Source organism: Rhodococcus sp. NPDC079359 (assembly GCF_040702585.1).
In the GTDB taxonomy this organism is placed as follows: domain Bacteria; phylum Actinomycetota; class Actinomycetes; order Mycobacteriales; family Mycobacteriaceae; genus Rhodococcoides.
This window is the reverse complement of record NZ_JBFBLH010000003.1, coordinates 55,617-81,895: the sequence shown is the minus strand read 5'-3', so window position 1 is coordinate 81,895 and position 26,279 is coordinate 55,617. Positions and strand designations below refer to the sequence as shown.

26 protein-coding genes are annotated in these 26,279 nt (G+C 65.7%); 17 read left to right on the top strand and 9 right to left on the bottom strand.

The window, feature by feature from the left end; genetic code table 11:
- Positions 1-17: 17 nt before the first annotated feature.
- The 3 genes from AB0362_RS08520 (at position 18) to AB0362_RS08510 (ending at position 3,319) form a co-directional block, all read left to right on the top strand.
- A complete protein-coding gene (locus AB0362_RS08520; RefSeq protein WP_317533426.1) occupies positions 18-1,235 on the top strand; it encodes a PQQ-dependent sugar dehydrogenase in 1,218 nt (405 codons plus the stop codon).
- A 111-nt stretch (positions 1,236-1,346) separates the two neighbouring features.
- Positions 1,347-2,522 carry a PQQ-dependent sugar dehydrogenase gene (locus tag AB0362_RS08515; RefSeq protein ID WP_317533427.1) on the top strand — a complete coding sequence of 392 codons (1,176 nt, stop codon included), beginning with the start codon at positions 1,347-1,349 and terminating at the stop codon, positions 2,520-2,522.
- The gene (locus tag AB0362_RS08510) at positions 2,522-3,319 is read left to right on the top strand and encodes a cyclase family protein (protein ID WP_317533428.1); all 798 of its coding nucleotides are present in this window, start codon (positions 2,522-2,524) and stop codon (positions 3,317-3,319) included. The genes AB0362_RS08515 and AB0362_RS08510 overlap by 1 nt, the downstream gene beginning before the upstream one ends.
- 31 nt (positions 3,320-3,350) lie before the next feature.
- On the opposite strand, the gene AB0362_RS08505 is transcribed toward AB0362_RS08510, so the two are convergent.
- Genes AB0362_RS08505 through AB0362_RS08495 form a run of 3 tightly spaced genes read right to left on the bottom strand, consistent with a single transcriptional unit; the run spans position 3,351 to position 6,958 of the window.
- Complete coding sequence (locus tag AB0362_RS08505; protein WP_317533429.1) at positions 3,351-5,318, bottom strand: acyl-CoA dehydrogenase; 1,968 nt, start codon at positions 5,316-5,318, stop codon at positions 3,351-3,353.
- Positions 5,319-5,361: 43 nt separating this feature from the next.
- The gene (locus tag AB0362_RS08500; protein ID WP_317533430.1) at positions 5,362-5,568 is read right to left on the bottom strand and encodes an inositol 2-dehydrogenase; all 207 of its coding nucleotides are present in this window, start codon (positions 5,566-5,568) and stop codon (positions 5,362-5,364) included.
- Positions 5,569-5,614: 46 nt separating this feature from the next.
- On the bottom strand, positions 5,615-6,958 hold the full coding sequence (locus AB0362_RS08495) for a serine hydrolase (RefSeq protein ID WP_317533431.1): 1,344 nt from the start codon (positions 6,956-6,958) through the stop codon (positions 5,615-5,617).
- Positions 6,959-7,030: 72 nt separating this feature from the next.
- On the opposite strand from AB0362_RS08495, the gene AB0362_RS08490 reads away from it, so the two are divergent.
- From AB0362_RS08490 to AB0362_RS08475, 4 genes are read left to right on the top strand one after another with little or no spacing between them, the layout of a single operon-like run.
- Positions 7,031-8,317, top strand: coding sequence for an adenosylmethionine--8-amino-7-oxononanoate transaminase (locus AB0362_RS08490; protein ID WP_317533450.1), 1,287 nt, complete (start codon positions 7,031-7,033; stop codon positions 8,315-8,317).
- A 24-nt stretch (positions 8,318-8,341) separates the two neighbouring features.
- Complete coding sequence (locus AB0362_RS08485) at positions 8,342-9,505, top strand: 8-amino-7-oxononanoate synthase (RefSeq protein ID WP_317533432.1); 1,164 nt, start codon at positions 8,342-8,344, stop codon at positions 9,503-9,505.
- The gene (gene bioD, locus AB0362_RS08480; RefSeq protein WP_317533433.1) at positions 9,502-10,200 is read left to right on the top strand and encodes a dethiobiotin synthase; all 699 of its coding nucleotides are present in this window, start codon (positions 9,502-9,504) and stop codon (positions 10,198-10,200) included. The genes AB0362_RS08485 and bioD overlap by 4 nt, the downstream gene beginning before the upstream one ends.
- A 46-nt stretch (positions 10,201-10,246) precedes the next feature.
- Entirely contained in the window at positions 10,247-10,906 is a 660-nt protein-coding gene (locus AB0362_RS08475; RefSeq protein WP_317533434.1) for a hypothetical protein, read from the top strand.
- Here the strand turns inward: AB0362_RS08475 and AB0362_RS08470 are convergent.
- Entirely contained in the window at positions 10,903-11,421 is a 519-nt protein-coding gene (locus AB0362_RS08470) for a pyridoxamine 5'-phosphate oxidase family protein (protein WP_300517512.1), read from the bottom strand. The two genes, AB0362_RS08475 and AB0362_RS08470, sit on opposite strands and share 4 nt — an antisense overlap.
- Before the next feature lie 76 nt (positions 11,422-11,497).
- On the opposite strand from AB0362_RS08470, the gene AB0362_RS08465 reads away from it, so the two are divergent.
- The 8 genes from AB0362_RS08465 to AB0362_RS08430 all read left to right on the top strand — a co-directional run bounded on the left by AB0362_RS08465 (position 11,498) and on the right by AB0362_RS08430 (position 19,863).
- Positions 11,498-11,926, top strand: a complete 429-nt coding sequence (locus AB0362_RS08465; protein ID WP_300517509.1) for a DUF1707 domain-containing protein — start codon at positions 11,498-11,500, stop codon at positions 11,924-11,926.
- 71 nt (positions 11,927-11,997) lie between these two features.
- A complete protein-coding gene (gene hemL, locus AB0362_RS08460) occupies positions 11,998-13,317 on the top strand; it encodes a glutamate-1-semialdehyde 2,1-aminomutase (protein ID WP_317533435.1) in 1,320 nt (439 codons plus the stop codon).
- Between the two features lie 52 nt (positions 13,318-13,369).
- The gene (locus tag AB0362_RS08455; protein WP_068046369.1) at positions 13,370-14,032 is read left to right on the top strand and encodes a histidine phosphatase family protein; all 663 of its coding nucleotides are present in this window, start codon (positions 13,370-13,372) and stop codon (positions 14,030-14,032) included.
- Positions 14,025-14,612, top strand: a complete 588-nt coding sequence (locus tag AB0362_RS08450; RefSeq protein ID WP_317533436.1) for a TlpA disulfide reductase family protein — start codon at positions 14,025-14,027, stop codon at positions 14,610-14,612. The genes AB0362_RS08455 and AB0362_RS08450 overlap by 8 nt, the downstream gene beginning before the upstream one ends.
- Positions 14,613-14,620: 8 nt before the next feature.
- Positions 14,621-15,430, top strand: a complete 810-nt coding sequence (locus tag AB0362_RS08445) for a cytochrome c biogenesis CcdA family protein (protein ID WP_068046420.1) — start codon at positions 14,621-14,623, stop codon at positions 15,428-15,430.
- Positions 15,427-17,046, top strand: coding sequence for a cytochrome c biogenesis protein ResB (locus AB0362_RS08440; RefSeq protein ID WP_317810265.1), 1,620 nt, complete (start codon positions 15,427-15,429; stop codon positions 17,044-17,046). The genes AB0362_RS08445 and AB0362_RS08440 overlap by 4 nt, the downstream gene beginning before the upstream one ends.
- A gap of 3 nt (positions 17,047-17,049) precedes the next feature.
- Complete coding sequence (gene ccsB / locus AB0362_RS08435; protein WP_094670925.1) at positions 17,050-18,015, top strand: c-type cytochrome biogenesis protein CcsB; 966 nt, start codon at positions 17,050-17,052, stop codon at positions 18,013-18,015.
- A gap of 120 nt (positions 18,016-18,135) precedes the next feature.
- Complete coding sequence (locus AB0362_RS08430; protein WP_317810264.1) at positions 18,136-19,863, top strand: AAA family ATPase; 1,728 nt, start codon at positions 18,136-18,138, stop codon at positions 19,861-19,863.
- A gap of 13 nt (positions 19,864-19,876) precedes the next feature.
- On the opposite strand, the gene AB0362_RS08425 is transcribed toward AB0362_RS08430, so the two are convergent.
- The gene (locus AB0362_RS08425; protein ID WP_032393904.1) at positions 19,877-20,074 is read right to left on the bottom strand and encodes a hypothetical protein; all 198 of its coding nucleotides are present in this window, start codon (positions 20,072-20,074) and stop codon (positions 19,877-19,879) included.
- Between the two features lie 136 nt (positions 20,075-20,210).
- On the bottom strand, positions 20,211-20,426 hold the full coding sequence (locus AB0362_RS08420; protein ID WP_037187021.1) for a BldC family transcriptional regulator: 216 nt from the start codon (positions 20,424-20,426) through the stop codon (positions 20,211-20,213).
- A 282-nt stretch (positions 20,427-20,708) separates the two neighbouring features.
- Here AB0362_RS08420 and AB0362_RS08415 point away from each other — a divergent pair, with 282 nt between their 5' ends.
- Both AB0362_RS08415 and AB0362_RS08410 read left to right on the top strand, forming a co-directional pair.
- Positions 20,709-20,978 carry a DUF4229 domain-containing protein gene (locus AB0362_RS08415; RefSeq protein WP_068046413.1) on the top strand — a complete coding sequence of 90 codons (270 nt, stop codon included), beginning with the start codon at positions 20,709-20,711 and terminating at the stop codon, positions 20,976-20,978.
- Positions 20,975-22,057: a PLP-dependent cysteine synthase family protein gene (locus AB0362_RS08410; protein ID WP_269595751.1), complete on the top strand. Its 1,083-nt coding sequence runs from the start codon at positions 20,975-20,977 to the stop codon at positions 22,055-22,057. The genes AB0362_RS08415 and AB0362_RS08410 overlap by 4 nt, the downstream gene beginning before the upstream one ends.
- 6 nt (positions 22,058-22,063) lie before the next feature.
- On the opposite strand, the gene AB0362_RS08405 is transcribed toward AB0362_RS08410, so the two are convergent.
- Genes AB0362_RS08405 through AB0362_RS08395 form a run of 3 tightly spaced genes read right to left on the bottom strand, consistent with a single transcriptional unit; the run spans position 22,064 to position 26,263 of the window.
- Positions 22,064-22,375, bottom strand: a complete 312-nt coding sequence (locus AB0362_RS08405) for a hypothetical protein (RefSeq protein ID WP_317784563.1) — start codon at positions 22,373-22,375, stop codon at positions 22,064-22,066.
- 5 nt (positions 22,376-22,380) lie between these two features.
- The gene (gene pepN / locus AB0362_RS08400; RefSeq protein ID WP_317810262.1) at positions 22,381-24,840 is read right to left on the bottom strand and encodes an aminopeptidase N; all 2,460 of its coding nucleotides are present in this window, start codon (positions 24,838-24,840) and stop codon (positions 22,381-22,383) included.
- Between the two features lie 25 nt (positions 24,841-24,865).
- The gene (locus AB0362_RS08395) at positions 24,866-26,263 is read right to left on the bottom strand and encodes a hypothetical protein (RefSeq protein ID WP_317810260.1); all 1,398 of its coding nucleotides are present in this window, start codon (positions 26,261-26,263) and stop codon (positions 24,866-24,868) included.
- Positions 26,264-26,279 lie beyond the last annotated feature (16 nt).

Here is a 26,279-nt window from a genome sequence, read left to right as displayed (position 1 = left end):
CATCGTCAGGAGAGCTCGTGAAGAAACCGGTCACCGGCGCAGCGGTCATCGCCATGAGCGTGGCCTTGGTAGCGGCCTGCTCGACGGACACCACCGAACAGGGCAGCAGTGCAGAGCCGACCGAGTCGTCCGCGACCTCGTCGTCGCAGGGCTCCGATTCCGACGCTGCTCCCTCCCCGGCCGCGCCTACCGGACCGCTGCCGAACCTGTCGGTCACCACCGTGCTCGACGGCCTCGACAAGCCCTGGGACGTGGTGGTTGCTCCCGATGGCACGGTGCTGACCGGAGAGCGCTCCGGTCGGTTCGTCATCCGCGACTCCGCAGGAGTCCAGCGTGAACTGAACGCGGACCTCGGTGATCTCTACGCCGCCGGTGAGACCGGGCTCATGGGTATCGCACTGGCGGTGGATTTCGAGTCCTCTCGAACCGTGTTCACCTGCCAGGGGCGCCAGGGTAGCGGCGAGAACAGCATTGCCGTCGTGTCGTGGACCGTCGATCCGGGGTGGACTGCCCTGACGAGAACCGGCACTGTCGTCGACGACATTCCGGTCGCCGACGGCGGACGGCACGGAGGCTGCCGAATCTTGGCCCACCCTGACGGCACTCTGTACATCGGCACCGGCGACAACGCGAACCCGACATTTCCTCAGGATCGGAACTCACTGGGCGGCAAGGTGTTACACGTCAACGCCGATGGCACCGCCGCAGCCGACGCGCCGGATCGCATCTTCACTCTCGGTCACCGCAATGTGCAGGGACTGGCGATCCGTCCCGGCACCGATCAGATCTTCGAGGTCGAGCAGGGGACGAGCCGGGACGACGAGCTGAACCTGTTGGTGCCAGGCGGAAACTACGGCTACAGCCCCGATCGACGCCCGTCGGTCTACGACGAATCGGTCCCCATGACCGATCCCGATCGGGTTCCCGGTGCCCTGCCTGCAGTGTGGAGTTCGGGTGATCCGACCATCGCCACCCCCGACGTCACGTTCACCGACGGTGAGCAGTGGGGCTCCTGGAACGGTGCCGCGGTGATCTCGAGTCAGCAGGGGCAGAAGCTCGTCTTCCTGGCCTTGTCGGAGGACGGAACCGAGTACGTCGCCGAGGCGGAGGCACTGGACGGCACCTACGGCAGGTTGCGTTCGCTCACCCCCTTCGGAACCGACGGCGGCTTCCTGCTCACCACCGACAACGGATCCGACGATCAGGTGCTGCTCGTCACGCCCGAGGTCGGCTGACCGCCGACCAGCGAATTGCGTCGTGAGTCGGCGAGCATCCCCTCGACTGTGTTTAAAATCATGTGATATCGGTCATATCGGACCGGTCGCGGATCGTCGTCAGGAGTGTGGATGAACAAGCTGGTGTCCAGTTCCGGAGTACTCGCCGCCAGCGTCTTCCTGACGCTCGCGGCTACGACCACCGCGACGGCACAGGCCGATCCGCTACCCGGCCTGACGGTCACCACCGTGCTCGACGGACTCGCGAAACCGTGGGACGCGGTGGTCGCGCCCGACGGAACGGTGCTGACCGGGGAGCGTTCCGGCCGGTTCGTGATCCGCGCCGTCGACGGGACCGTCCGCGACCTCGCCGCCGATCTCGACGACCTCTACGCGTCCGGCGAGACGGGCCTCATGGGCATCGCCCTCGCGACGGATTTTGCAGCATCCAGAACCATCTACACCTGCCAGGGCGTACAGGGCTCCGCAGGCGGAACCGGTAGCGCCGGAACAGGAAGTGCCGGCGGCCGCAGCGACAACCACATCGCCGTGCTCTCGTGGACCGTCGATCCGGAGTGGACCGCACTGACGCGCACCGGCACCCTCGTCGATGACATTCCCGTCGCCGACGGCGGTCGCCACGGCGGCTGCAGAATTCTGGCCCACCCCGACGGCACCCTGTACGTCGGCACCGGAGACACGGCGTCGCCGACGGTTCCGCAGGATCGGAACTCGTTGGGCGGCAAGGTTCTACATATCAATGCCGACGGTTCTCCGGCCGCGGGATCACCGGATCGCATCTTCACTCTGGGGCATCGAAACGTGCAGGGCTTGGCGATTCGTCCCGGCACCGATCAGATCTACGAGGTGGAGCAGGGCACCTCCCGAGACGACGAGCTGAACCTGCTGGTGCCCGGCGGCAACTACGGATACCGCCCCGATCGACTTCCGTTCATCTACGACGAGTCGGTACCGATGACCGATCCCACCCGCGTGCCCGGAGCACTCGCCGCGGTGTGGAGCTCGGGTAGCCCCGCCATCGCCACGCCCGGTCTGACCTTCGCGGACGGCGCTAGTTGGGGTTCCTGGAACGGGGCCGCAGTGATATCGAGTCAGCAGGAAGAGAAGCTCGTGTTTCTCAAGCTGTCCGAGGACGGCACAGAATTCGTCGACGAGGCCGACGCCCTGGTGGGTACCTACGGACGACTGCGCTCACTCACCAGCTTCGGCGGCGCCGGCGCATTCCTGCTGACCACCGACAACGGATCGGACGACAAAGTTCTGCTCGTCACCCCCGCTGCCGACTGATGTGCGGCCCAGAGGTCGTCGAGACAGTTAACCGCAGAATCGGACGTAGGGCACTGTTCGGGTCGTTGGGGGCCGCCGCGTTGACCGTTGCGACGGCCGGAGCGGTGCGCGCCGAACCCGTTGTGGCGTCGGCGATTCCAGCGGGCCGACTCGTGGACCTGACCCACACCCTGAGCTCGACCTTCCCGGTGTGGCCGGGGAGCGAACCGTTCTCGATGCGGCCGGTCGCCGCCTACGAGTTGGGCGGCTTCCTGGTGAACAAGCTCTCGTACTGGGAGCACACGGGCACGCACATCGACGCCCCGGCACACCGCGTTCGCGGCGGCGCGACGGCCGACATCCTGCCCCTCGAAGATCTGATCGCTCCGCTGGTCGTACTGGACATCTCGGCCAGGGCAGCATCGGATCCAGAAGCTGTGGTGACGACCGAGGACATCGCGCAGTGGGAGCGCGAGCACGGTCGAATACCTGATCGCGCATTGGTGGCGATGCACAGCCGATGGCAGAACAGGCTTGCCGAGCGTGCTGCCCCCGGCTTCGGCGCAGACGCGGCACAGATGCTGGTGCGCGAGCGCAACGTCGTCGGGATCGGCGTCGACACTCTGAGCCTCGACCGCATGAACGACCGCGAATACCCGGCTCACACAGCAGTTCTCGGGGCAGGCCGATACGGAGTCGAGGCACTGGCGAATCTGGACGCGGTGCCCCCGGCAGGGGCGACGGTCGTCGTCGGCGCACCGAAGCACGCGGGCGCGACCGGCGGACCCTGCCGGGTCTTCGCGATAGTTCCCGGCTGACCCGGGTTTCCGGCTGAACCCCGGCTACGCGTCAGTGCGCGTGGCTGGGGTTCGCGGCCGGCTCTTCCTCGGTTCCCGCCCCTGGCTCTCCGAGCATCGCGGCACCGACCAACGCGTCGGGTACTCCGAAGCCGTCGACGAGCAGTTCGGCGTGCGGACGCAGCGTGCGGCACCGCTCGTTGATGGCACGGGTGACGGCCTTGGATCGCTCGGTGGACAGGTAGCGGTGCTCGATGAACCAGGCCTTGTCCGCCTCGATCACCGACAGCGCGTACAGGTCGCAGACCTCGTCGAGCAGTTCCTTGGTGGTGGCGTCCTCGCAGGATTCGATGCCGGCGATGAACGCCTCGAAGATGATCCGATCGATGTGCGCACTCGCTGCATGCAGCACGTGATCCTGCACCGCGTTGAACGCCTCGAAAGGAGTGGTGTCCTTGGACTTCGACTGCAACCGGCGCGCGACGGTGGAGAGCAGGTACTCCTCACGATCTTCGAACATCTTGACCTGGGTGCCGCGGTTGAACAGCGAGCCCTCCTCCTCGTTGTCCTGACGGCGGTCGAGGATGGTCTGCATGATCGCCTGAGCCGCAGTGCGTTTGACGACGCGGTCGCCCACCATGTCGGCGGCGAACTTGACCCATTCGACCGGGCTCATGGACTTGACGTCGTCGGCGTACGCGGTGAGCAGTTCCTTGGCCACCAGCTGCGTCAGCACATGGTTGTCGCCCTCGAACGTGGTGAACACATCGGTGTCGGCCTTGAGGGAGATCAACCGGTTCTCGGCGAGATAGCCTGCGCCGCCGCAGGCTTCGCGGGCTTCCTGGATCGCGGCGGTCGCATGCCAGGTGTTCGCGGCCTTGAGACCTGCCGCCCTTGACTCGAGCTCGCGCTGCTCCTCGGCGTCGGGGTTGTCCGCGGTCTGCAGCTCGTGCATCTTCGACACGAGCTCGTTCTGCGCGAACTGCAGGGCGTAGGACTTGGCGATGAGCGGGAACAGTCGACGCTGATGCACCAGGTAGTCCATGATCAGGACCTCCTGATCGGAATCCGGTGCGGCGAACTGCCTGCGCTGCAACGCATATCGCGTCGCGATGTCGAGGGCGACGCGGGCCGCTGCAGCGGCGCTGCCGCCGACCGTGACGCGACCGCGGATCAACGTTCCGAGCATCGTGAAGAACCGTCGAGACTTGTTCTCGATGGGGGAGGAGTACGTACCGTCGTCGGACACATCGGCGTACTTGTTGAGCAGGTTGTCTCGCGGGATGCGGACGTGATCGAACATCAGGCGGCCGTTGTCGACGCCGGGGAGACCGCCCTTGTACTGACAGTCCGAGGTGGTGACACCGGGCAGGTCGTCACCGTTCTCGTCGCGGAGCGGAACGAAGAAGCAGTGCACACCGTGGCTCTCGGGCTCCTCGCCCGGGCCTGCAGTGATGAGCTGAGCGAACACCGCTGCGACGGTCGCGGTCTCGGCGGCACCGCCGATGTAGTCCTTGCGCGAGGACGGCGTCGGCGAGTTGATGACGAACTCGTCCGTCTTCGGGTCGTACGTGGCCGTGGTCTCGAGGGACTGCACGTCGCTGCCGTGTCCGGTCTCCGTCATGGCGAAGCAGCCGAGCAGATCGAGACTGATGATCTTGGGGACGTAGGCCTCGTGGTGGCGTTCGGTGCCGAGATTCTCTATGGCACCGCCGAACAGCCCCCACTGGACGCCGGCCTTGACCATCAGGGAGAGGTCGCTCATCGCGAGCATTTCGATCATCGTCACGGCGGCGCCGACGTCTCCGGTGCCGCCGTGCTCCTTCTTGAAGCCGTTGTCGGCTGCACCGGCAGCGGCGAGCAACTTGAGCTGCTCCATTGCCTTGGTGCGGGCGATGACGGTGTTCGGCGTGTAGTGCGGACGGAACTCGTCGCGTGCAAGTTGCTGACGCGCCTGGTTCTTCACATCTCGCCAGCGGCCGTCCAGAGTGTTCCGAAGGTGATCCGTTGTGGTTGCCATACTCGACGGTAACCTTTTGCGGCCGCCTGTGAAGGCCGGAAAGTCAGACCGGCCAGACGAATTCTCGGAACACGGCCCGGCAGCTGCGCCAGAAGCCCTTTTTCGCGTACGGACCGTCGCGGAACAACGACGCGCAGTTGTCCTCCATGGCCCTGTTCACCAGGGGACTGAAGTCGGTTAACTCACCGACCAGGAACTCCTTGAAACCCTCCGGCCACGCGTGCTGGGCTGGTTCGTGTTGTGCCTCCACGACCGCGAGTGTAATGCAGCGGTAACACCGATGTTACAAATCCCAATCATTTCAGCAGCGCGAACGCCTGCTGCGCGACGAGGAACGCGTAGCTGGACGGAATCAGATCGATCGCGCCGTCGGCCCGGAACTGCTCGGTCACGATCCAGTCCTGGCCGGCCGCGTCCGTGGCGAGGAATGCGCCGGCCAGATCACCGGGAGCGCTGCCGCCCTTGAAGCCCGAGTACGGCCACAGCGCCGCGTCGAGCTGCACGCCCGGGGTGATCGCGAGAATGCGGCGGTTCTCCTCCGCTCCCGGGCCGTTGGCCAGATAACCCATGGCAGCGCAGACGTCCTGCGCATTGGCGAACCATTCGACACCGTCCGCCGACGCCGGATTGTCGAGGAAGTTCGCGAAGTCGATCTCGAGCGGCCTCGCGTCCGCCCGTTCGAGCAGCTCTGCCCGAGTGGCGGGGTCGGCTCCGGACCACTCTTCTCGCATGTCGGGATCGCCGAATCCGATGACGAAGAACTGCCGGGTATCCATCATCGGCGTCATGACGGACGGGTCGTGATGACCCATGACGCCGAGTTGGCGTTCGACCCGGTCGCGGCCGAGGCGTTGCATCAGCAGGTCGGTTGCGGTGTTGTCGGACAACGAGATCATCTTCTCGGCCGCCTCCCGAACCGACACCTTCGTGCCGTCGGGCAGATTCTGCAGTTCACCCGACGGCGCGCTCTTGGTGGCATCACGAACGGTGAGCTGGTCTTCCCAGCGGATGTTGCCTGCGTCGATCTCGTCGGTGAGCGCGCCGAGAACGTACAGCTTGAACACCGATCCGAGGGGAAGCACCGAGTCCGCGTTGACGGAGTAGATCGATTCGCAGTCGCCGCCGTTGAGCCGAGACGCGCTGTAGGAATAGTTCGGGGCGACCTTCGACAGTGCCGCATCGAGATCGTCGAACGACGAGATCGTGGGGGTGTCCGGCCGGGCCAGGAAGCCGTCGAGCTTGCCGTCGGTGCCGATCGACGTCGTGATCGTGGCCGGGATGCCCGCGGTGGTGAAGTGCAGGACGCCGGAGTTCGGACCGGCCTCGAAGCTCGTGGCCACGTTCGGTGCGCCTGCCCGCAACTGTTCGAGTGGGGCGGCGAGCCCACCCAGCGGTGCGACGGCCTCGGCCAGCTCGGGGCCGGTGACTGCCTCGACCTCGGCGGGGTCGGGTGTGTTCTCGGCGTTGATCCACCGCAGGATGCGTTCGTTGACTGCGCCCACGGGAGTGGAGGTATCGACGGCGAAGTCCGGAGCGGTCGTGGTGGGCACGGGCGCAGCGGACGTGCCCCCGCAGGCGGAGAGCGCCAGAGTGGCGGCAACGACCACTCCCACGATTCTCGTCACGGTGCGCGTCGTCATGCTGCGATGCTAATGGATTCGGACATTTCGCCACCCGTCCAGTCTCGGTACGGCCGGACGGGCGCTGTGGCAATGTGCTCTGGCGTGCTGACTTCCGAAGACGTCCGTCGAATCGACTCCGACCATCTCTGGCACCCCTACAGCCGGTTCCCGGCGGATGCGACGCCGCTGCTGGTCGACAGCGCGTCGGGAGTGCGACTGACGTTGGCCGACGGCAGGCAACTCGTCGACGGCATGAGCTCGTGGTGGGCGGCGGTGCACGGCTACCGGCATCCGGTGCTCGACGCCGCCGCGCACGATCAGCTGGGTCGAATGAGCCACGTCATGTTCGGCGGACTGACACATGCTCCGGCGGCCAGGTTGGCCGAACTGCTGGTCGACATCACCCCCGCAGGGCTCGAGAAGGTGTTCCTCGCCGATTCCGGATCGGTCTCGGTGGAGGTCGCGGTGAAGATGGCGCTGCAGTACTGGCGCGGACGCGGCGAGAACGGTCGCACTCGGCTGTTGACCTGGCGCGGCGGATACCACGGAGACACGTTCGCGCCGATGAGCGTCTGCGACCCGGACGGCGGCATGCACACGCTGTGGACCGATGTGCTCGCGAAGCAGGTGTTCGCTCCTGCTCCGCCCGCGGAGTTCGACGCCGGCTACGTCGCCGAATTCGAGTGGGTACTCGCCGAGCACGCGCACGAACTGGCGGCGATCATCGTCGAGCCGATCGTGCAGGGCGCAGGCGGAATGCGGTTCCACGACGCGCGCTATCTGCTGGAACTGCGCCGATTGGCCGACGAGTACGGGGTATTGCTGATCTTCGACGAGATCGCAACCGGATTCGGTCGGACCGGGGAGCTCTTCGCCGCCGATCACGCAGGTGTCGCGCCCGACATCATGTGCATCGGCAAGGCATTGACCGGCGGATATCTGACCTTGGCGGCGACGCTGTGCACCACCGAGGTGGCCGAAACCGTATCGGGCGGCGAGGCCGGTGGTCTGATGCACGGGCCGACGTTCATGGGTAATCCACTGGCGTGTGCGATCGCGGTGGCGTCGGTGGAACTGCTGCTCTCGCGTAATTGGCGCGCCGAGGTCGCACGTCTGGCGTCGGGGTTGGCCGACGGCCTCGCGCCCGCCAGTTCCCTGCCGGGAGTCGCCGATGTTCGCGTTCTCGGCGGCATCGGCGTCGTCGAGATGCGCAGTCCGGTGGACATGGTTCGAGCCACGGCAGCGGCCGTCGACGCGGGTGTGTGGCTGCGGCCGTTCGGCTGTTTGGTCTACGCGATGCCGCCGTACATCTGCACCGAGGAGGACGTGGCGGCCATTGCAGGCGCGATGCTGGCGGTGGCCCGAAGCCATAATTGAACAGCGTTCAAGTATGGTGCTGCCATGACCGCTCTGGAGTGGCTCGACGCCACCGCGCACGCCCGACGCGAGGCCGGCCTCGAGCGCGTCGTGATCCCCCGCACAGCCGAGGAGGCGATCCTCGACCTGGCTTCGAACGACTACCTCGGCCTGTCCAGGCATCCGGCCGTCATCGACGGAGCCTGCGCTGCCGTGCGCCGGTGGGGCGGCGGATCCACCGGATCGCGGCTGGTCACCGGTACCACGACGGCACACGAGCGACTCGAGGAGAACCTCGCCGACTTCGTCGGAGCAGAGGCGGGACTGGTGTTCTCCTCCGGCTACACCGCCAACCTCGGGATCGTGACGGCACTGGCGGGCCGAGACGCGCTGGTGATCTCCGACGCCGCGTCGCACGCCTCGCTCATCGATGCCTGTCGCCTGTCTCGGGCCCGAGTGGCCGTCTCTCGGCACTGCGATACCGGCCATGTCGACGAGCTGTTGCGGGAGCGTCCCGAACAGCGGGCCCTGGTGGTGACCGACTCGGTGTTCAGCGCCGACGGCGATCTCGCGCCACTGGCCGAGCTGTACGCGGTGTGTCGGAGGCGGAATGCGGTGCTCGTCGTCGACGAAGCGCACGGGTTGGGCGTACGCGGGGATGGTGGCCGGGGAGCCGTTCACGAAGCAGGACTCGCCGGCGCACCCGATCTGGTGATCACCGCAACGCTGTCCAAGGCCCTCGGATCGCAGGGCGGAGTGGTTCTCGGGCCGGCCGCGGTGCGCACTCAGGTGCTGCACGGTGCGCGCACCTTCGTGTTCGACACCGGCCTCGCGCCTGCCTCCGTGGGCGCGGCAGCGGCCGCGTTGACCGTCCTGCGCGGCGAACCCGAACGGGTGCACTCGATCGGTGTGCGAGCAACGCAACTGGCCGCCGCAGCGGGCGTCGAAGCGACCGAATCGGCGGTGGTCCCGGTGGTTCTGGGCGACGCGCAGCGTGCGGTGCAGGCGGCCGCGGACTGCCTCGAGCTCGGCGTCCGCGTCGGATGCTTCCGGCCACCGTCGGTTCCGGCCGACGGGTCTCGACTCCGACTGACCGCGCGCGCCGATCTCACCGACGCCGATGTCGACCGTGCCGCGTCGGTCCTCGCGGCTGTGTTGAATGCGGCTGTCTTGAATGCGGCTGTGTCGAATGCGGCGGTGCTGTGGTGACGGTTCTGCTCGTGACCGGAACGTCGACCGGCGTCGGCAAGACCGTGGTGACCGCAGGTATCGCGGCGGCCGCGCGCGCAGGCGGATGGACGGTTGCGGTGTGCAAACCGGCGCAGACCGGCGTCGGAGGTGACTACCCGGACGAAGCCGATATCGATGTGGTGCACCGGCTTTCGGGTGTTCGGGGAGTCGAGCTGGCGCGATACCCCGAGCCGCTGGCTCCGGACGTTGCGGCGCGCCGATCGGGTCGGCCGATGCTCGAACTCGCCGCTGTGGTCGACACTGTGCGCACGCTCGACGCGGCCCACGACCTCGTGCTTGTCGAAGGTGCGGGTGGAGTGGCGGTGCGTCTGGGCACAGGAGGGTTCACCGTGCTCGACATCGCCGGGGCCGTGTCTGCGCCGATCGTCGTCGTGGCCGGTGCAGAGCTGGGAACGCTCAACCACAGCGCGCTGACCACTGGCGCGGCGCGGGCGGTCGGGGTCGACTGCGCAGGGCTGGTGATCGGATCGTGGCCCGCCGAGCCGAGCCTTGCCGCGCGGGTCAACCGCGACGAGCTTCCCCTCGTGACGGGGGTCGGGCTGATCGCGCGCATCCCGGAAGGAGCCGGCCGACTCACAGCGCAGGCCTTCGAAGCCCTGGCCGTGGGTGCCTTCGGCGAGTTTACCGAGTCGTTACTCGGGTACCCGCCGTAGAGAATCTGCCGTCTCGGCATTCGAAAACAGACGGGAAATAGACACCATGAACACCACAATATGGATCATCGTTGCAGTAGTAGTCGTTCTGTTGGTCATTGCCATCGCCGTGGTCGTTGCCCGCAAGGGCAAGGAACGTAAGAGAGTGGAAGCGAACGAGATTCGCGAAAAGGCTGCCGATCAATCCTCCGTCGTCGAGGAGCGTGAACTGATGGCGCGCGAAAGCGAAGCCAAGGCACGCCGCGCGCAGGCAGAGGCCGACGTCAAAGCAGCCGAGGCGGAGAAGCTCGCACAGCAGGCGCAGTCTCACCAAGGAGTTGCGGCGTCGTCACGCGACGAGATGGAATCGCAGTTCGAGCGTGCAAATCGGATCGACCCGGACGTGAAGAACGGCAAGAACATGACAGGCGATCGGAACGTCACAGGTGACAGGAACGTCGCCGGTGACCGGAATGTGGCGGATGACCGCACTGTGGCAGATCACCGCACTGTGGCAGATCACCGCACTGTGGCAGATCACCGCACTGTGGCAGATGACCGCACTGTTGCACATGACCGGACCGTGGCAGACGACCGGAACATTGTCGGTGACAGGAACGTCGTCGGCGACCCGAATGTGGCGGATGACCGGAACGTCGCCGGCGGTCGAAACGTGATGGGCGATCCGGACGTGCCCCCGACGGCACCCCGGCACGAGCGGAACTAGTCGGTCGAGTTGTGCGGTAGTTCGAGCTCGACGACATCGTGCTCGCCCAGGTTCGGGCGCTCGTTGGTGATCTTCGCCTTGGCGTAGGCCAGCAGGTTCGACACCTTCGAGCCGGGCGTGGACCAGTACTCGGCTCCCTCGGCGGCCACATGGATCAGAGCGACCTCGCGCGAATCGGGGTTCTTCTCGAACCATGCGGCCGCCCGGGTGTTCCACAGCTCCTCGGCCTTGGTGGTGTTCTCGACCACCGCGGCCGTACCGGACAGCGACACCCAGCCCTCACCGGACTGGAACGAGACGTTGACCGTCGGGTTAGCCGCGATATCGGCCACCTTGCGGGAGTCGTGGGCGGCGAAGAACCACAGGTCGCCGTCGAACTCGGCTTCCTGCAGCGCCATCGGGCGCGAAATCAGGTGGCCGTCTCGGCCGACGGTGGTGAACATGCACAGTCCGGCTTCGGACATCAATTCGGCGACTTTGGATACGCCATCAGCGCCGTTGTCTGTATTTCTCATCCAAACCGACTACCCGGTGTTCTCTCTGCCCAACCTATAAACTGGCAGAACGGACTTCGTGGTGAGGAGCCTGCGGATGGCGAAAAATCTCGACAGGAACGATCGACCGGATCTCCGCGTGAGCAACGGCGAGCGTGAGGATGCCGCAACCACGCTCGGCGTAGCCATGAGCGAAGGGCGCTTGACCCTGGTCGAGTACGAGCAGCGGCTGGACGCGGTGTGGGCGTCGACCACCCGCGGCGATCTGGCCGAAGTGATGCACGACCTGCCGGGCGTCGAACTGCCGGGAACGAAGGACGTCGACCGTTCCCGGAGCGAGTGGCGCGAGTACCTCGACGAATGGCGCTGGTGGCTCGGTGGCGCAATCGTCATGAACGGCATCTGGGCCGTGCAATGGATCTCCGACGGAGAGCCGAACAATTACTGGCCGCTGTGGCCACTGGGCATCTGGGGTGTCATTCTCATCGCGATGGCATTCATGCCCGAGGACAAGCACGACGACTGACGCAACGCGTAGCCGATGGATTATTACGCCCTGTAGTTGGCGATTTCGCCGAACCTGGGACACTGGAAGTCGTGACTGTTTCTCCCGGCGACGACGCCCCCGTATCTGCCCAACTGTTCGCCCGCGCGAGCGCGGTGATTCCCGGTGGCGTCAACTCGCCGGTGCGGGCATTCGCATCGGTCGGCGGCACGCCTCGCTTCATCACGCAGGCCAGCGGATACACGATGACCGACGCCGACGGGAAGTCCTACGTGGACCTCATCTCGTCCTGGGGTCCGATGATCCACGGACACGCCCACCCGGCCATCGTCGAGGCCGTCCAGAAGGCAGCCGCAACAGGCCTGTCTTTCGGTGCACCCACCGAGCGCGAAATCGAACTCGCCGAGGAAATCGTGCGTCGCGTCGGCCCCGTCGACCAGGTTCGCCTTGTGAATTCGGGCACAGAGGCCACCATGAGCGCCGTGCGCCTGGCCCGTGGATTCACCGGCCGAACCAAGATCCTGAAATTCTCCGGCTGCTACCACGGCCACGTCGACGCCCTCCTGGCCGACGCCGGCTCGGGACTGGCCACCTTCGGCCTCCCGACCTCCCCGGGAGTCACCGGCGCACAGGCGTCGGACACGATCGTCGTTCCCTACAACGACCTCGCCGCCGTCACCGCGGCCTTCGAGGCCAACCCCGGCCAGATCGCATGCATCATCACCGAGGCAGCCGCAGGCAACATGGGAGCAATCCCGCCGGTCACCGGCTTCAACGAGGGACTGCGCCACCTCGCGACCGAGCACGGCGCGCTGCTGATCATGGACGAGGTGATGACGGGATTCCGCGTCAGTGCCTCCGGTTGGTACGGCATCGACGGTGTTGCCGGTGACCTCTACACCTTCGGCAAAGTCATGTCGGGCGGATTGCCTGCCGCCGCATTCGGCGGTCGAGCAGACGTGATGGCCTACCTCGCGCCCGCCGGACCGGTGTACCAGGCAGGGACGCTCAGCGGTAACCCCGTCGCCGTCGCGGCCGGTCTGACAAGTCTGCAACTGGCAGACTCGGCCGTCTACGAGAAGCTGCAGAACAACTCGCAGCGACTCGGAACACTGCTCGGCGACGCCCTCACCGCCGAAGGCGTCACCCATCACGTCCAGTTCGCGGGCACTATGGTGAGTGTGTTCTTCGCCGATGGACCCGTCACCGATTACGCGCAGGCCAAGGCCGCGCAGACGTGGCGATACCCGGCGTTCTTCCACGCCTTCCTCTCTCGCGGCGTGTACCCGCCGCCGAGCGCCTTCGAGGCCTGGTTCGTCTCGGCTGCTCTCGACGATCGAGCCTTCGAGATCATCGCCGACGCAGCCCCCGCCGCTGCGAAAGCAGCGGCCGCCGCCACCGCTCCTCAGTGACGTCTGCACCGAACTGATTGCCCACCCGACTAGCGAGAAACAGGACCCCGACGTGACCGAGGCCCCCGCAACACATCCGCACTCGACGACGCGCACCATCGTGCACGTCCTCCGGCACGGAGAGGTGCACAACCCCAAGGGCATCCTCTACGGGCGGTTGCCGGGCTTCAAGCTGTCGGTGACGGGCCAGGCTCAGGCCAGGTCGGTCGCGGACGCGCTCGCCGGCCACGACATCACCCACGTCGTGGCATCGCCGTTGCTGCGCGCACAGGAAACCGCCGGACCCATCGCCGCAGCGCACGGCCTGACCATCGCCGAGGACGAGAACCTCATCGAAGCAGGCAACGAGTTCGAGGGACTGCGCGTGGCCGTGGGCGACGGTGCACTGCGTAGGCCCCGGCACTGGTGGAAGCTGCGCGACCCGTTCACCCCGTCCTGGGGCGAGCCGTACCTGCAGATCGCACACCGCATGCTCGCCGCAGTCAACGCGGCCCGCGTCGAAGCCGTCGGGCACGAAGCCGTATGCGTCAGCCACCAACTCCCGGTGTGGACACTGCGCCGCTTCCTGCAGGGCGACCGGCTCTGGCACGACCCGCGAAACCGTCAGTGCGGTCTCGCGTCGCTCACCTCGTTGGTCTACGAGGGGGACCAGCTGGTCGACCTCGTCTATTCCGAGCCCGCGGGAGCGTCCGATCCGAGGATTTCCGGTGCGTAGGTTTCTGCTGGGTGTGGCCGCAGCGGCCCTCGTCGCGGGATGCTCCACCGGCACCGACGCGGTGGCGCAGGGCGGAACCTTCCAGTTCGTCTCACCGGGCGGACAGACCGACATCTTCTACGAGCCCGACGAGCGCGGCACCATCGGCGAGCTGTCCGGGCCCGACCTGATGACCGAGGGCAAGACGACCTCCCTGTCGGACTACGACGGTGACGTCGTCGTCCTCAACGTCTGGGGCCAGTGGTGCGGACCGTGCCGCGGTGAAGCCGACGACCTCGAAGACGTCTACGAGGCCACCAAGTCCTTGGGCGTCGAATTCCTCGGGATCAACGTGCGCGACGAGTCGCAGACCGCCGCGCAGGACTTCGTCGTCAGCAACAACGTCAGCTACTCCTCGATCTACGACCCGCCCATGCGCACCCTGACCGCGCTCGGCGGCGTCCCCACCTCCGTCATCCCGACGACCGTCGTGCTCGACCGGCAGCATCGCGTCGCGGCAGTGTTCCTGCGCGAACTGCTCGCCGATGACCTACGGCCCGTCGTCGAACGCGTCGCAGCCGAGGAGCCAGTGCAGCCGTGACCGAGACGATGTACCTCGCCGGGATAGGCGCGAGTTTCCAGGAAGCTGCGGCCTCCGGGCCGCTCGTCCTGGCCCTCGGAGCCTGCGTCCTGGCCGGGCTCGTCTCGTTCGCGTCGCCGTGCGTGGTACCCCTGGTGCCCGGATACCTCTCGTACCTTGCCGGAGTCGTCGGGGCCGACGCCCCTGCCGTCAGCGCCGACGAGGCAGCCGTGAAGACGAAGGTGCGCAGCGGGCGGTTGCGCGTGGCCGGAGCGGCGGGTCTGTTCGTCCTCGGATTCACGGTGGTGTTCGTTCTCGCCACCGCATCGGTGTTCGGAGCGATCTCCGTCCTGGCGATCAACCGCGAACTGCTCATGAGGATCGGCGGCGTCGTCACGATCGCCATGGGCCTTGTGTTCGTGGGATTGATTCCCGCGCTGCAGCGCGACGTGCGCTTCGAGCCGAAGCAGATCGGCTCACTGGCCGGAGCGCCACTGCTCGGGGGCGTGTTCGCGCTCGGATGGACCCCGTGCCTGGGGCCGACACTCGCGGGCGTCATCTCACTCGCCGCAGGGACCGACGGCACGACGGCAGCGCGGGGCGTCGTTCTGATCGTGGCGTACTGCCTCGGTCTCGGCTTACCGTTCGTGATCCTCGCGTTCGGTTCGGTCAGCGCGCTGCGTGGCGTCGGCTGGCTACGTACACATGCACGACAGATACAGGTGTTCGGCGGAATCATGTTGATAGCGGTAGGAATTGCACTGGTCACCGGTGCCTGGGATCAATTCGTCGGCTGGGTGCGCGACGCCTTCGTCTCCGATGTGGTGTTGCCGATATGACCACCGACGTCGAAGAGCGCACCGAGGCATCGCCGCCGCGCAAGCAATCCGTGCTGGGCAGGGGAGCGGCGCTGGTCCGTAACACCTGGCGCGGCCTGACCAGTATGCGAACCGCGCTGGTGCTGCTGTTCCTGCTGGCCTTCGCCGCGGTACCCGGTGCCCTGGTGCCGCAGCGCAGCCTCAACGCCGGCAAAGTCGACGAGTACATCGCCGACCGCCCGACGCTCGGCCCGATCATGGACAAGCTCGAACTGTTCGACGTGTTCGGCAGCTTCTGGTTCACCGCGATCTACGCGCTGCTGTTCATCTCGCTGATCGGCTGCATCCTGCCGCGCTGCATCGAGCACGCGAAGCAATTGCGCACCAAACCCGTTCGTGCGCCCCGCAACCTCTCCCGACTGCCGCACCACAGCCGCTACGACGTCGACGGAACACCGGAAGAGATCGCCGCACAGGTACGCACCCAGTTGCGCGGTTGGCGCGTCGCCCAACGAACCGAGGACGGCGGAGCAGTGACTCTGTCGGCGGAGAAGGGCTACGTCCGCGAACTCGGTAACCTCGTCTTCCACTTGTCTCTCGTTGGACTGCTCGCCGCGATCGCCATGGGCAAGCTGCTCGGGTACGAGGGCAACCGCATCGTCATCGCCGACGACGGCCCAGGCTTCTGCACCTCGACCCCGGCCAACTACGACTCGTTCCGCGCAGGCAACCTCGTCGACGGCACCGACCTCGAACCACTGTGCGTGCGCGTCAAGGACTTCAGAGCCGACTACCTCGACACCGGCCAGGCCGAGATGTTCACCTCCAACATCGAATACCAGGCAGGCCAGGACCTGACGAACAACGTCTGGCGCGACGACCAACTGCAGGTCAACCACCCGTTGCGCGTCGCAGGAGACCGCGTCTATCTCCAGGGCCACGGCTACGCACCCACCTTCACCGTGACGTTCCCGAACGGCGAAACCCGCACCGACACGATCCAGTGGCAGCCGACGGACGCGACGACCTTCCTCTCCAGCGGAGTGCTCCGCGTCGACCCGCCCGGCGGCTTGTACACCGACCCCCTGGACCGGCGAAAGAACCAGATCGCCATCGAAGGATTGTTCGCGCCGACGGCGTCGTTCCACGGCAGCCTGCTGTCGTCGAGCTTCCCCGCCATGAACGACCCCGCCGTCGCCATCGACATCTACAAGGGCGACACCGGCCTCGACACCGGACTGCCGCAGTCGATCTTCTCGCTCGATCAGGAAATGATCGCCCAGGGCAGGCTCGTGAAGCAGGACCGCGTCAACCTGATGCCAGGAGAATCGGCGACGCTGAGCGACGGAACGGTCGTCACCTTCGACGGAGCGAAAGAATTCGTCAACCTTCAGGTCTCACACGACCCGGCCCAGACCTGGGTGCTCGTCTTCGCACTCACGATGATGGGCGGTCTGCTCGTCTCACTGGTGATCAAGCGTCGCAGAATCTGGGTCCGACTCACCGCCGACACCCAAGCACGACGTACTGTAGTAGACCTCGGCGGACTTGCACGCACCGATCAGGCGGGGTGGGGCGAAGAGTTCGACCGCCTGTGCACCCGCCTGCTCGGCGACACCTCGAAACAGGAGAACTGACCGATGCCGATCAACGAGACCCTCTCGCAGTACAGCGACTGGTCCTTCGAATCAGCGTTCACCATCTACGTGCTCGCATTCGTCCTGCTCATCGCCCAGTACGCCTCTGCCAAGGCCACGGCCGCTCAGGCGAAGGAACTCGTCGGTGCCGGTGCGCCGGTGGCCCAGTCGCGACCGGGACTGGTTGTCGAAGCCCCGAAACGACCGCTGTCCGAGCGACTCGCAGGCATGGGCTTCGCCCTGCTCGCCCCGGCTCTCGCGCTGCACATCGCCTCGGTGGTGCTCCGCGGGTTCGCCACCCACCGCTTCCCGCTCGGCAACATGTACGAGTTCGTCACCATGGCCACCGCAGCCGCCGCCCTCACCTCCGTGATCGTGCTGCGCAAGAAGACCATGCGCCCGATGCTCGTGTTCGTTCTCGCACCGATCATCGTGCTGATGTTCTTCGCCGCCACCAAGCTCTACGCCGATGCCGCACCCGTCGTCCCAGCGCTGCGCTCCTACTGGCTGCCCATCCACGTCACCATCGTCAGCGTCGGCAGCGGCATCCTCCTGGTCTCCGGCGTCGCCTCCCTGTTGTTCCTGCTGCGCATCAAGCAGCCCATCGGCGAGGAGAGCGTTGGGTTCTGGGGCAAGTTCGCATCCAAGCTGCCCGACGCCCAGGCCCTCGACCGACTCGCCTACAAGACGACCATCGTCGCTTTCCCGCTCTTCGGAGCCGGCGTCATCCTCGGTGCAATCTGGGCCGAAGCCGCATGGGGCCGATTCTGGGGCTGGGACCCCAAAGAGACGATGTCGTTCATCACCTGGATCATCTACGCCGCCTACCTGCACGCCCGCGCCACCTCCGGATGGCGCAACACCCGCGCCGCCTGGATCAACATCGCCGGATTCACCGCCATGCTCTTCAACCTCTTCATCATCAACATGGTGGTCTCGGGACTGCACAGCTACGCGGGACTGAACTAGTTCTCGGCCGCTGGCAGCCTCCGCGCGAGACTGTCAGCTGGTAGCGTCCGATCCGGCTCGATGGGGGACACATCCGAGCTCGGATCTTCGATGTGGGACGCGAACTGGGGGGAATCGGTCATGGCCGATCGGCACGAGAACAACTGGCAACCCGTCCGGCCATTGGACGACGACGTGCCCGAAGAACACGTAGCTCCCCTCACTGAATCCGAGCCGGTCGTTGTCGTAGGGGCGGCGGAGGCCGCACCCGCACCGCCGCTGGAGCCCTTCAGATCGACCCCCATCACGATGCCGCCCGAAAGCATAGGCAATTCGCCCGTGCCGCAGTCCGAGGCCGCCCACACATCGCCGGCGCTTCCCGGGTCGCGGGACGGTGAAGCCCACGGTGGCGGAGACGGTAAGGCGGCGTCGGTCGCGGTGCCACCTGCCGGGATCGACAAGACCGTCGTCGCACCACCTCAGCCCGTGGAACCGCCGACGACTCCCGTGGCACCGACCGTGAAACCGACTCCTTCACATGCGCCGCCCGTCGCATCAGGCCCGCCGCCGTCCCAGAATCCGGTGCTGCAGAATCCGATGCCGCAGAACCAAGGTAGGCCACAAAACTATTGGGCTCCGCAGAATCAAGCCGGGCCGCAGAACTATTGGGCTCCGCAGAACCAGGGCGGCCCGCATGGGCAATGGTCGTCGGAGGGTCACCGGAATCCCCAGAATCAGTGGAACGGTCAGAATCAATGGGGGCCTCAGCCCGGCCAGTGGCCTGGGCCGGCGCATCAAAATCAGCAGCATCAAAATCAGCAGTATCGGGGTCAGCCTCAGCAGGTTCGGCAAGGCCCGGGAGACGCGTTGATCGCCGCACCGGGAGCGGTACCGACCATGAGCCCGAGTCGGTCGGATGAGCAGCCGGTGTCCTCGCTCGATCTCGGCAGTTCGTTGCTCGTCCGATCAGGGAATGCGCCGCCGGTGGCAGGGTGGCGTCGGGCGCTGTATCTGATGTCGCGTGGTCGTCTGAATGTGGGCAACAGTGCCGCTCAGCAGCGACGCCTGGTGCTGACCGCGGAGGTGGATCGGCCTCTCGTCGGGTGTCATCGCGTCGCGGTGCTGTCGCTGAAAGGGGGCGTGGGCAAGACCACGACGACGGCCACACTCGGCTCGACGTTCGCCGAGATCAGGGGTGATCGGGTGATCGCCATCGACGCCAACCCCGATCGGGGAACGCTGGGGCAGAAGGTGCCGGCCGAGACGACCGCCACCGTCCGTAATCTGTTGCGCGACATCGAGTCTTTGGACCGTTACAGCGACGTCAGGGCTTACACGTCGCAGAACGTGCATCGACTGGAGGTGTTGGCGTCCGATTCGGATCCGGCGGCTTCGGAGGCATTCAGCGGTGAGGATTACGATCGCGCCGTGTCGTTGTTGGAGAAGTTCTACAGCATCGTCATCACGGACTGCGGCACCGGTCTGATGCACTCGGCGATGGAGAGCATTCTCGAGGGAGCCGACACGCTGGTGGTGGTCAGTTCGGGCTCGGTGGACGGCGTGCGGAGCGCGTCGGCGACGTTGGATTGGCTCGATGCGCACGGCTACCGCGAGTTGGTCGCCACATCGGTCGCCGTGGTCAACGGCGTTCGGCCGAGAGCTGGAAAAGTGGACCTGCACAAAGTTGTCGAGCATTTCGAGCAGCGGTGCGCGCGAGTGCGAACGATTCCGTTCGACCCACATCTCGAGGAGGGGGCGGAAATCGAACTGGATCGTCTTCGTGGGCGCACGAGGAAGGCACTGTTGGAAGTCGCGGCGGCGGTGGCGGCAGGTTTCCCCGACGCGCCCACCGCTGCCCACCGCAACTGAGAACTACCGAACCCTATTCGCTGGGTTCGGTGCCTGCCTCGGTCCCGTCTTTCCCTCCGCGGCGAGCTTCACGGTTGATTCGCCACAGAAAATCGGGATCGTCATCGGGTCCGACAGTGCGGGTGGGTGGAGCCTGTGTGCTGGGTCCGAATGCCTTCCAGAACAGCACGATGACTGCCACCAAGCCGATCAACGCCAATAAATAGATCACGACGCACCTCCTACTACGAGGGTAGCCGCGATGCAACACCCTCCGCACCCGTCGAGCGTCGAAGATTCCTGAGAATGTTCGATGAGTTCGAGCGGGTGCGGAGATCGAGGGTATTTCCTACGTCAGGACGTCCGAATCAGTGGTGTGCGCCGGCTTCGGTGGTCAGAGAGGTCAGCAACTGCATGACCTCGGTCTCGCGGAATCGACGGTGCCCGCCCGGAGTGCGGAGCGATCCGAGGCGACCGGCGTGTGCCCAGCGTGTCACTGTCTTGGGGTCGACGTGAAAAAGCGCGGCTACCTGACCCGGCGTGAGAAGTGAGTCCTGAGCCTTGTGAAATGTGGGTGCGCTCATCTGTCGTGTCCTCCTACGATTCGGTTCGGTGCATATGCGTCGAACCGGAGATATCGGTCTGCTGCGTTCGAACCCCATGGTTGCACTCGAACCCCTAGGTACTCGACTGATACAAGGTTGGTAAAGGGGAGGTAATGGACAAATCGGTCACGCCGGGGGTGGGTCGGAGTGCTTGCCGAGCCCGGTAACCTGGGACCCGTGAGTGACGCGACGAACGCCGACAGCAGCGAACCTACCAGCGGAAACGGCGCGAAAGGTAGGTCGGCGAAGAAGTCTCTCGCCGTGAACCTGGGTGTGTACACCTTCGCGCGCCTGGCGCTCGTCATCGTGATCGGCGCACTCATCGTCGGCATCGGTTTACTCTTCGGCGTCGAGGTTCCGGTACTCGTCGCCGCGATTTTCGCCGTGCTGATCTCGCTACCTCTGTCGCTGCTCCTGTTCAAGAACATGCGCATCCGCGTCAACGAGTCCATCGCAGCAGTCGACGAGGACAGGCGCACCGCGCGTGCTGATCTGCAGTCGAAGCTGCGCGGTGAAGACGGCAAGAAATGACAAGGACGGTCGATCACTCGGGTTCACGGGCATGGGTCGACAATGCAGTCCGGTTGATCGAGGCCGATTCCCAGCGCAGCGCCGACACACACCTGTTGCGATACCCCCTTCCCTCGGCCTGGGGAATCTCGCTGTACCTCAAGGACGAATCGACGCACATCACCGGCAGCCTGAAGCACCGACTGGCTCGGTCGCTCTTTCTGTACGCAATCTGCAACGGATGGGTCACCGAACGCACCACGGTGATCGAAGCCTCGTCGGGCTCCACTGCCGTCAGTGAGGCCTATTTCGCCGGACTGCTCGGACTGCAATTCGTCGCCGTGATGCCTCGGAGCACCAGCCCGGCCAAGATCGCACTCATCGAGTCCCACGGCGGGAGGTGTCATTTCGTCGATCAGCCCGGCGAGATGTACACCGAGGCGCATCGACTCGCGGCCGAGCCGGACAGCCACTACATGGACCAGTTCACGCACGCCGAACGAGCCACCGACTGGCGCGGAAACAACAACATCGCCGAGTCGATCTTCGACCAACTTCGGCTAGAGGAATGCCCCATTCCAGACTGGGTGGTCGTCGGTGCGGGGACCGGAGGGACCAGCGCCACCATCGGCCGGTACATCCGATATCGCAGGCATGCAACGCAATTGGCGGTTGTGGACCCCGAGAATTCGGCGTTCATCGGCGGCTACGAGTCCGGAGACGCGTGCTACGAGACAGGGCTGTCCTCCCGCATCGAGGGCATCGGCCGACCGCGCGTCGAACCCTCGTTCGTAGGCCAGGTGATCGATCGAATGATCGCAGTGCCCGACGCAGCCTCCGTGGCCGCCGCACGATTCACCTCGGACGCACTCGGTAAACGAGTGGGCGGATCGACGGGCACCAACATCTGGGGTGCCTTCGGATTGATCGCGGAAATGATCGCAGCAGGCCGCAGCGGGAGCGTGGTGACTCTGCTGTGCGACGGCGGAGACAGGTACACGCAGACCTACTTCGACGACGCCTGGGTTTCGAGCCAGGGTATGGATCTCGACGAACCGACCGCAGCCCTCGAAAAGTTCGTTCGTACCGGGGTGTTCTGAGGAGATCTACTTGCTCACCGCCATCGACGCCGCGGCAGTTGCAGCGGCGACGGTGACGACCGCCGGCCAGGCACCGATCTTCTTGGCCAGCGGGTGCGAGGCACCGAACGCGACGAGATAGGTCCCGAGCAGCACACCGGCGCGGGCCGAGCCCGAGGACTTCTGCCACCGGGTCGTGCATGCCACACCCGCAGCGGCCAGTACGGCTCCGCCGAGCTGACGGTTGTGCGACTGCCGGGCGACGGCGAAGCCGCCGAGCAATCCACCGGCAGCGAGTGCGGACGTGGCGATCGAGCGTCGAGTGTCGTTGGTGGCCATGATCATCACCCTAGCCGCGCCTGCACCCGCAGGCTCCTCGCCAGGTGGTCTCGTTGCTCGATCACCAAGCGCCGCAGGGCAGCCGGTGCCCACTCGTGCTCGGCAAGCCAGCTGTCCGCGGCTACCGTCGACGACTGCTGAGGGAACAGGCGGACGACGATTCGCCGTGCGATTTCGATGCTGCGCGAGGTCCACAACGGCGCGATGGCTTCGAAGTACCGGTCGTGGTACCCCTGCGTCAGGTCCGGCCGGTGCCCGGCCCCGAAGCCGGTGATGAAGGCGTCGAGAACATCGTTGGACGCATCGTCGCGCTCGGTGATGGCAGCCCACGCCCTTGCCTTGACCTCGGCGTCGGGGATCGCCGTCGACGCCGCCGTGTGTGAGGTGCGTCCAGACGACGTGTTGTCGGAGGCCAGCTCTGCATCGAGCTCGGCCGAGGTCGCGTTTCCGGTCGCGGCCAGAGCCAGCCAGAACGACCAGCGCTGGTCGGGATCCAAGCGCAGACCTGGCACGGTCGCCGTGCCGTCGAGAAGTGCGCGTAGGTCTGCGGCGCGGGAGCCGTCGAGTTGGGCCGCGGCCGCGGTGGCTCGCGCCCACACCAACTGGGTATCGCTCCCTGGCTCACTCGCATGCAGCTGCGTCCACGACGCCTCGAGCCACTGCCGAGTGGGTTCGCGCCGTCGGTCCTCCGGGAGGTAATGCTCGAGGGCGTACGCCACATTGGCCGTGACTGCGGACAACAGACCGATCTTGGGCTCGTTGGGTGCGAATCTGGTTGCGATGTCGATGTATTCGAGTGCAGACAGCTCGGCGTCGCGGGTGGAGTTCCACAACGCTGACCACACCAGGCCCCGGGCGAGAGGGTCGACGATGCGATCGAGGTGGTTGCGCACGGTCGTACTGGAGCGCTCGTCGAATCGGATCTTGGCGTATGTCAGGTCGTCGTCGTTGAGCAGCACCAGCGCGGCCTCGGGAAGGTCGACCGGCGTTCGTTCCTCGGCGATGTCGAGTTCTCGTCGGTGGGTTCTCGTCAGATTTCCGGCCTCGTCGAGGTCGTAGAGCCCGACGGCAATTCGGTGAGGCCGCGGGTCCGTCTGCGCGATGGCATCGCCGGTGTAGCTGAGCGTGGAGACGCCGGTGGTCTGCAGCCATGCTGCAGCCCAGGTGTCGAGGTCGCGTCCGCTGGCGGTCGACATCTCGCTCAGCAGGTCCGTCAGAGTCGTGTTTCCGAAGGCGTGCGCGCGAAAGTAGTTGCGGGAGGCGGCGAAGAAGGCATCTGCGCCCACGAACGCCCCGAGTTGCTTGAGGACGCTCGCCCCCTTGGCGTAGGTGATGCCGTCGAAGTTGAGCTTCGCGGCCTCGAGATCGGTGATGTCGGCGACGATCGGGTGGGTGGTCGGAAGTTGGTCCTGCAGGTACGCCCACGCTTTTCGTCGGTTGGCGAAGCTGACCCAGGCGTCGGTGAATCGGGTCGCTTCGGCCGATGCAAATGCACCCATGAAGTCGGCAAAGGATTCCTTGAGCCACAGGTCGTCCCACCACTGCATCGTGACGAGGTCGCCGAACCACATATGCGCCATCTCGTGCAGGATCGTGTTCGCGCGGGCCTCGTACTGGGCTTCGGTTGCCGCAGAACGGAATACGTACGACTCGGTGAACGTGACGAGGCCGGGATTCTCCATCGCGCCGAGGTTGTACTCGGGGACGAAGATCTGGTCGTACTTTCCGAACGGGTATGAGTAGTCGAACTTGTCGTGAAAGAAGTCCAGGCCTCGTTTCGTGATGTCGAAGATGTCCTCGGCATCGAAGTACTCGGCGAGAGACGCCCGGCAATAGGCACCGAGGGGGACGGTGAGTTCGCCTCGCGTCCAAATTGATTGGACGCGATGATACGGGCCGGCCGCAACTGCGGTGATGTAGGTCGAGATCGGCAGGGTCGGCGCGAAGGTGGTGACCGTGTCGGCTGTGACTCCCTCGCGGTTCGACAGTACGGTCCATGTCGGCGGAGCCGTGACAGTGAGAGTGAAGGGAGCTTTGAGGTCCGGTTGTTCGAAGTTCGCGAACACTCGGCGTGCATCGGCCGGTTCGTACTGCGTGTAGAGATAGACGTTGTCGTCGACGGGATCGACGAACCGATGCAGTCCTTCACCCGACCGGCTGTATCGTCCGCGCGCGCGAATCCGCACGATGTTGTGCTCGGTGAGCCCGACCAGTTGAATCCGTGAGCCGTCGTAGTCGACCGGCGTGTCGATACCGTTGACGGTCACTTGGTCTACTGCCGCACCGATGAAGTCCACCCAGGTCGCAGCGGTGGTCGCGTCGAATTCGATGGTCGTCACGGTCTCGAAGGTGTCGAGGTCTGCGTCCTCTGCGCGCAGGAGATCGAGGTGAACGCGGTACTTCACCCCGCCGATGTGGCGCGATCGCCTGCGAGTTTCGGTCCGGGTCAGATTCGCGGTGCTCACCGAACCAACCCTAGGCGATCGGTTTTCACAGGGTCGGCGCGGTGAAGTAGTGGTTTCCGAGAGGGTCGACGATATGCAGGACTCCTTCCGGGAGTAATTCGGTGCGCCAGAGCTTCCGTGTTTTGAGGTTGTGGTGGAGCCGACAGCGCGGGCCGATGTTCGTCCGGATCGTCCATCCCCCTCGTTCCGGATTCTGCCGATCGAATTCGACGATGTGGTCTAGGTCGCACCGTTCCGAAGGCACGTTGCAGCCAGGATGCAGGCAGTACGGATGTTCGGCGCGAACCTGCGCGGCAAGGGCTCTGCTCGGCGCATAGGTCAGTGCCCCCGGCGGCGGAATCGTCATGCCTCCGTGGCCGTCGGGGTGTAGGGCGTGGGCGCCGCGAGGGTTGTTCTCGACGATGGCACGCCAGCGTTCGATCAACGTCCCTCCGCCCGGTCTCGATCGAGCCGCTGTATCGGGTGGCGGTGCGTCGCGTGTTGGTGCGTCGGGTGGCGGTGCGTCGGGTGCTGGTGAGACGGGCGGTGGTGTGTCGGGTGGCAGCGGGCCCGTCAGTGCCCTGCCCAGTGGCTCCCTCGTTGGGCGCTCGGACCCCGGCCGTGTGGAACCCGAACCCGCGGTGGCTGCTTCACCGGTGGCGTCGGCATTCGCATCCGAACGTTCGGGCATTGCTGCCATCGGCTCACAGTGCTCGGGAGCCTCGGCATCTGCGACGTCACCCCGAGAGGTCAGGCATGTCGAGCACTCGCACAGCAGTGTCTCGCCGCGCATCAGTGCGGTCTGTGCGTCGCCTCGTCGTTGATCGTCCGAACGTGGATCCTCGGGGTGCAAGCGGGAGACTTCGGCATCGATTCGCGAAAGCTGTTCGTCGGCTTCGCCATCGGTCATCACCGTGGTGAGGCTCGACAGCCCTCGTGCCCGTCGACGAACCCGGACGCGCTTCTCGGTTCGCGCGGCACGTGTGCGTACCGCGCGGTCCCACTCGGCATCGGCCTCGATGAGCAGTCGGTCGATCTCGCGACCCAGGGGGCCCGGTGCCATCTCTCCGGCAGCTTTGAGAACCTCGGCTTCGATGGCGACGACTGTCTCCGGACGCGCATGAAGCAGATGGTCGTGGATCGTTTTGACTCGCTCTTTGTCGAGCGATCCGTTGATGAAACTGTTCCGTACGAGGGGACGTAGCTGACGCCACATCTGAAGCTTGTTGTGAATGGCGGCGAAGGTGGACGACGTTGCCGCGGCCAGCTCGCAGATCGCCGAGCTGTAGAGATCCTTCTCGGTCACTCCTGTGTCCCACGGCGAGGCGCATGCCGTTCGGCCGCGAACGTACTCGTCCATGAGCGCCAGTTCCGATGCGGCAGCGGCGTTTATCGTCCGGCGCGCACCGAGGACGTCGGCGAGCGCAGAGTGATCGTTCGCCATCCACGTCGACTCACGT

Excerpts from the sequence above, each read along its gene's own strand:
- AB0362_RS08510 (WP_317533428.1), top strand. The coding sequence starts at position 2,522 with ATGTGCGGCCCAGAGGTCGTCGAGACAGTTAACCGCAGAATCGGACGT.
- AB0362_RS08485 (WP_317533432.1), top strand. The coding sequence starts at position 8,342 with ATGACCGCTCTGGAGTGGCTCGACGCCACCGCGCACGCCCGACGCGAG.
- AB0362_RS08505 (WP_317533429.1), bottom strand. The coding sequence starts at position 5,318 with ATGGCAACCACAACGGATCACCTTCGGAACACTCTGGACGGCCGCTGG.
- AB0362_RS08470 (WP_300517512.1), bottom strand. The coding sequence starts at position 11,421 with ATGAGAAATACAGACAACGGCGCTGATGGCGTATCCAAAGTCGCCGAA.
- AB0362_RS08395 (WP_317810260.1), bottom strand. The coding sequence starts at position 26,263 with ATGGCGAACGATCACTCTGCGCTCGCCGACGTCCTCGGTGCGCGCCGG.
- AB0362_RS08410 (WP_269595751.1), top strand. The coding sequence starts at position 20,975 with ATGACAAGGACGGTCGATCACTCGGGTTCACGGGCATGGGTCGACAAT.
- AB0362_RS08445 (WP_068046420.1), top strand. The coding sequence starts at position 14,621 with ATGTACCTCGCCGGGATAGGCGCGAGTTTCCAGGAAGCTGCGGCCTCC.
- AB0362_RS08490 (WP_317533450.1), top strand. The coding sequence starts at position 7,031 with ATGTGCTCTGGCGTGCTGACTTCCGAAGACGTCCGTCGAATCGACTCC.
- AB0362_RS08440 (WP_317810265.1), top strand. The coding sequence starts at position 15,427 with ATGACCACCGACGTCGAAGAGCGCACCGAGGCATCGCCGCCGCGCAAG.
- AB0362_RS08495 (WP_317533431.1), bottom strand. The coding sequence starts at position 6,958 with ATGACGACGCGCACCGTGACGAGAATCGTGGGAGTGGTCGTTGCCGCC.
- AB0362_RS08465 (WP_300517509.1), top strand. The coding sequence starts at position 11,498 with ATGGCGAAAAATCTCGACAGGAACGATCGACCGGATCTCCGCGTGAGC.
- AB0362_RS08405 (WP_317784563.1), bottom strand. The coding sequence starts at position 22,375 with ATGGCCACCAACGACACTCGACGCTCGATCGCCACGTCCGCACTCGCT.
- AB0362_RS08515 (WP_317533427.1), top strand. The coding sequence starts at position 1,347 with ATGAACAAGCTGGTGTCCAGTTCCGGAGTACTCGCCGCCAGCGTCTTC.
- AB0362_RS08420 (WP_037187021.1), bottom strand. The coding sequence starts at position 20,426 with ATGAGCGCACCCACATTTCACAAGGCTCAGGACTCACTTCTCACGCCG.
- ccsB (WP_094670925.1), top strand. The coding sequence starts at position 17,050 with ATGCCGATCAACGAGACCCTCTCGCAGTACAGCGACTGGTCCTTCGAA.
- AB0362_RS08430 (WP_317810264.1), top strand. The coding sequence starts at position 18,136 with ATGGCCGATCGGCACGAGAACAACTGGCAACCCGTCCGGCCATTGGAC.
- AB0362_RS08475 (WP_317533434.1), top strand. The coding sequence starts at position 10,247 with ATGAACACCACAATATGGATCATCGTTGCAGTAGTAGTCGTTCTGTTG.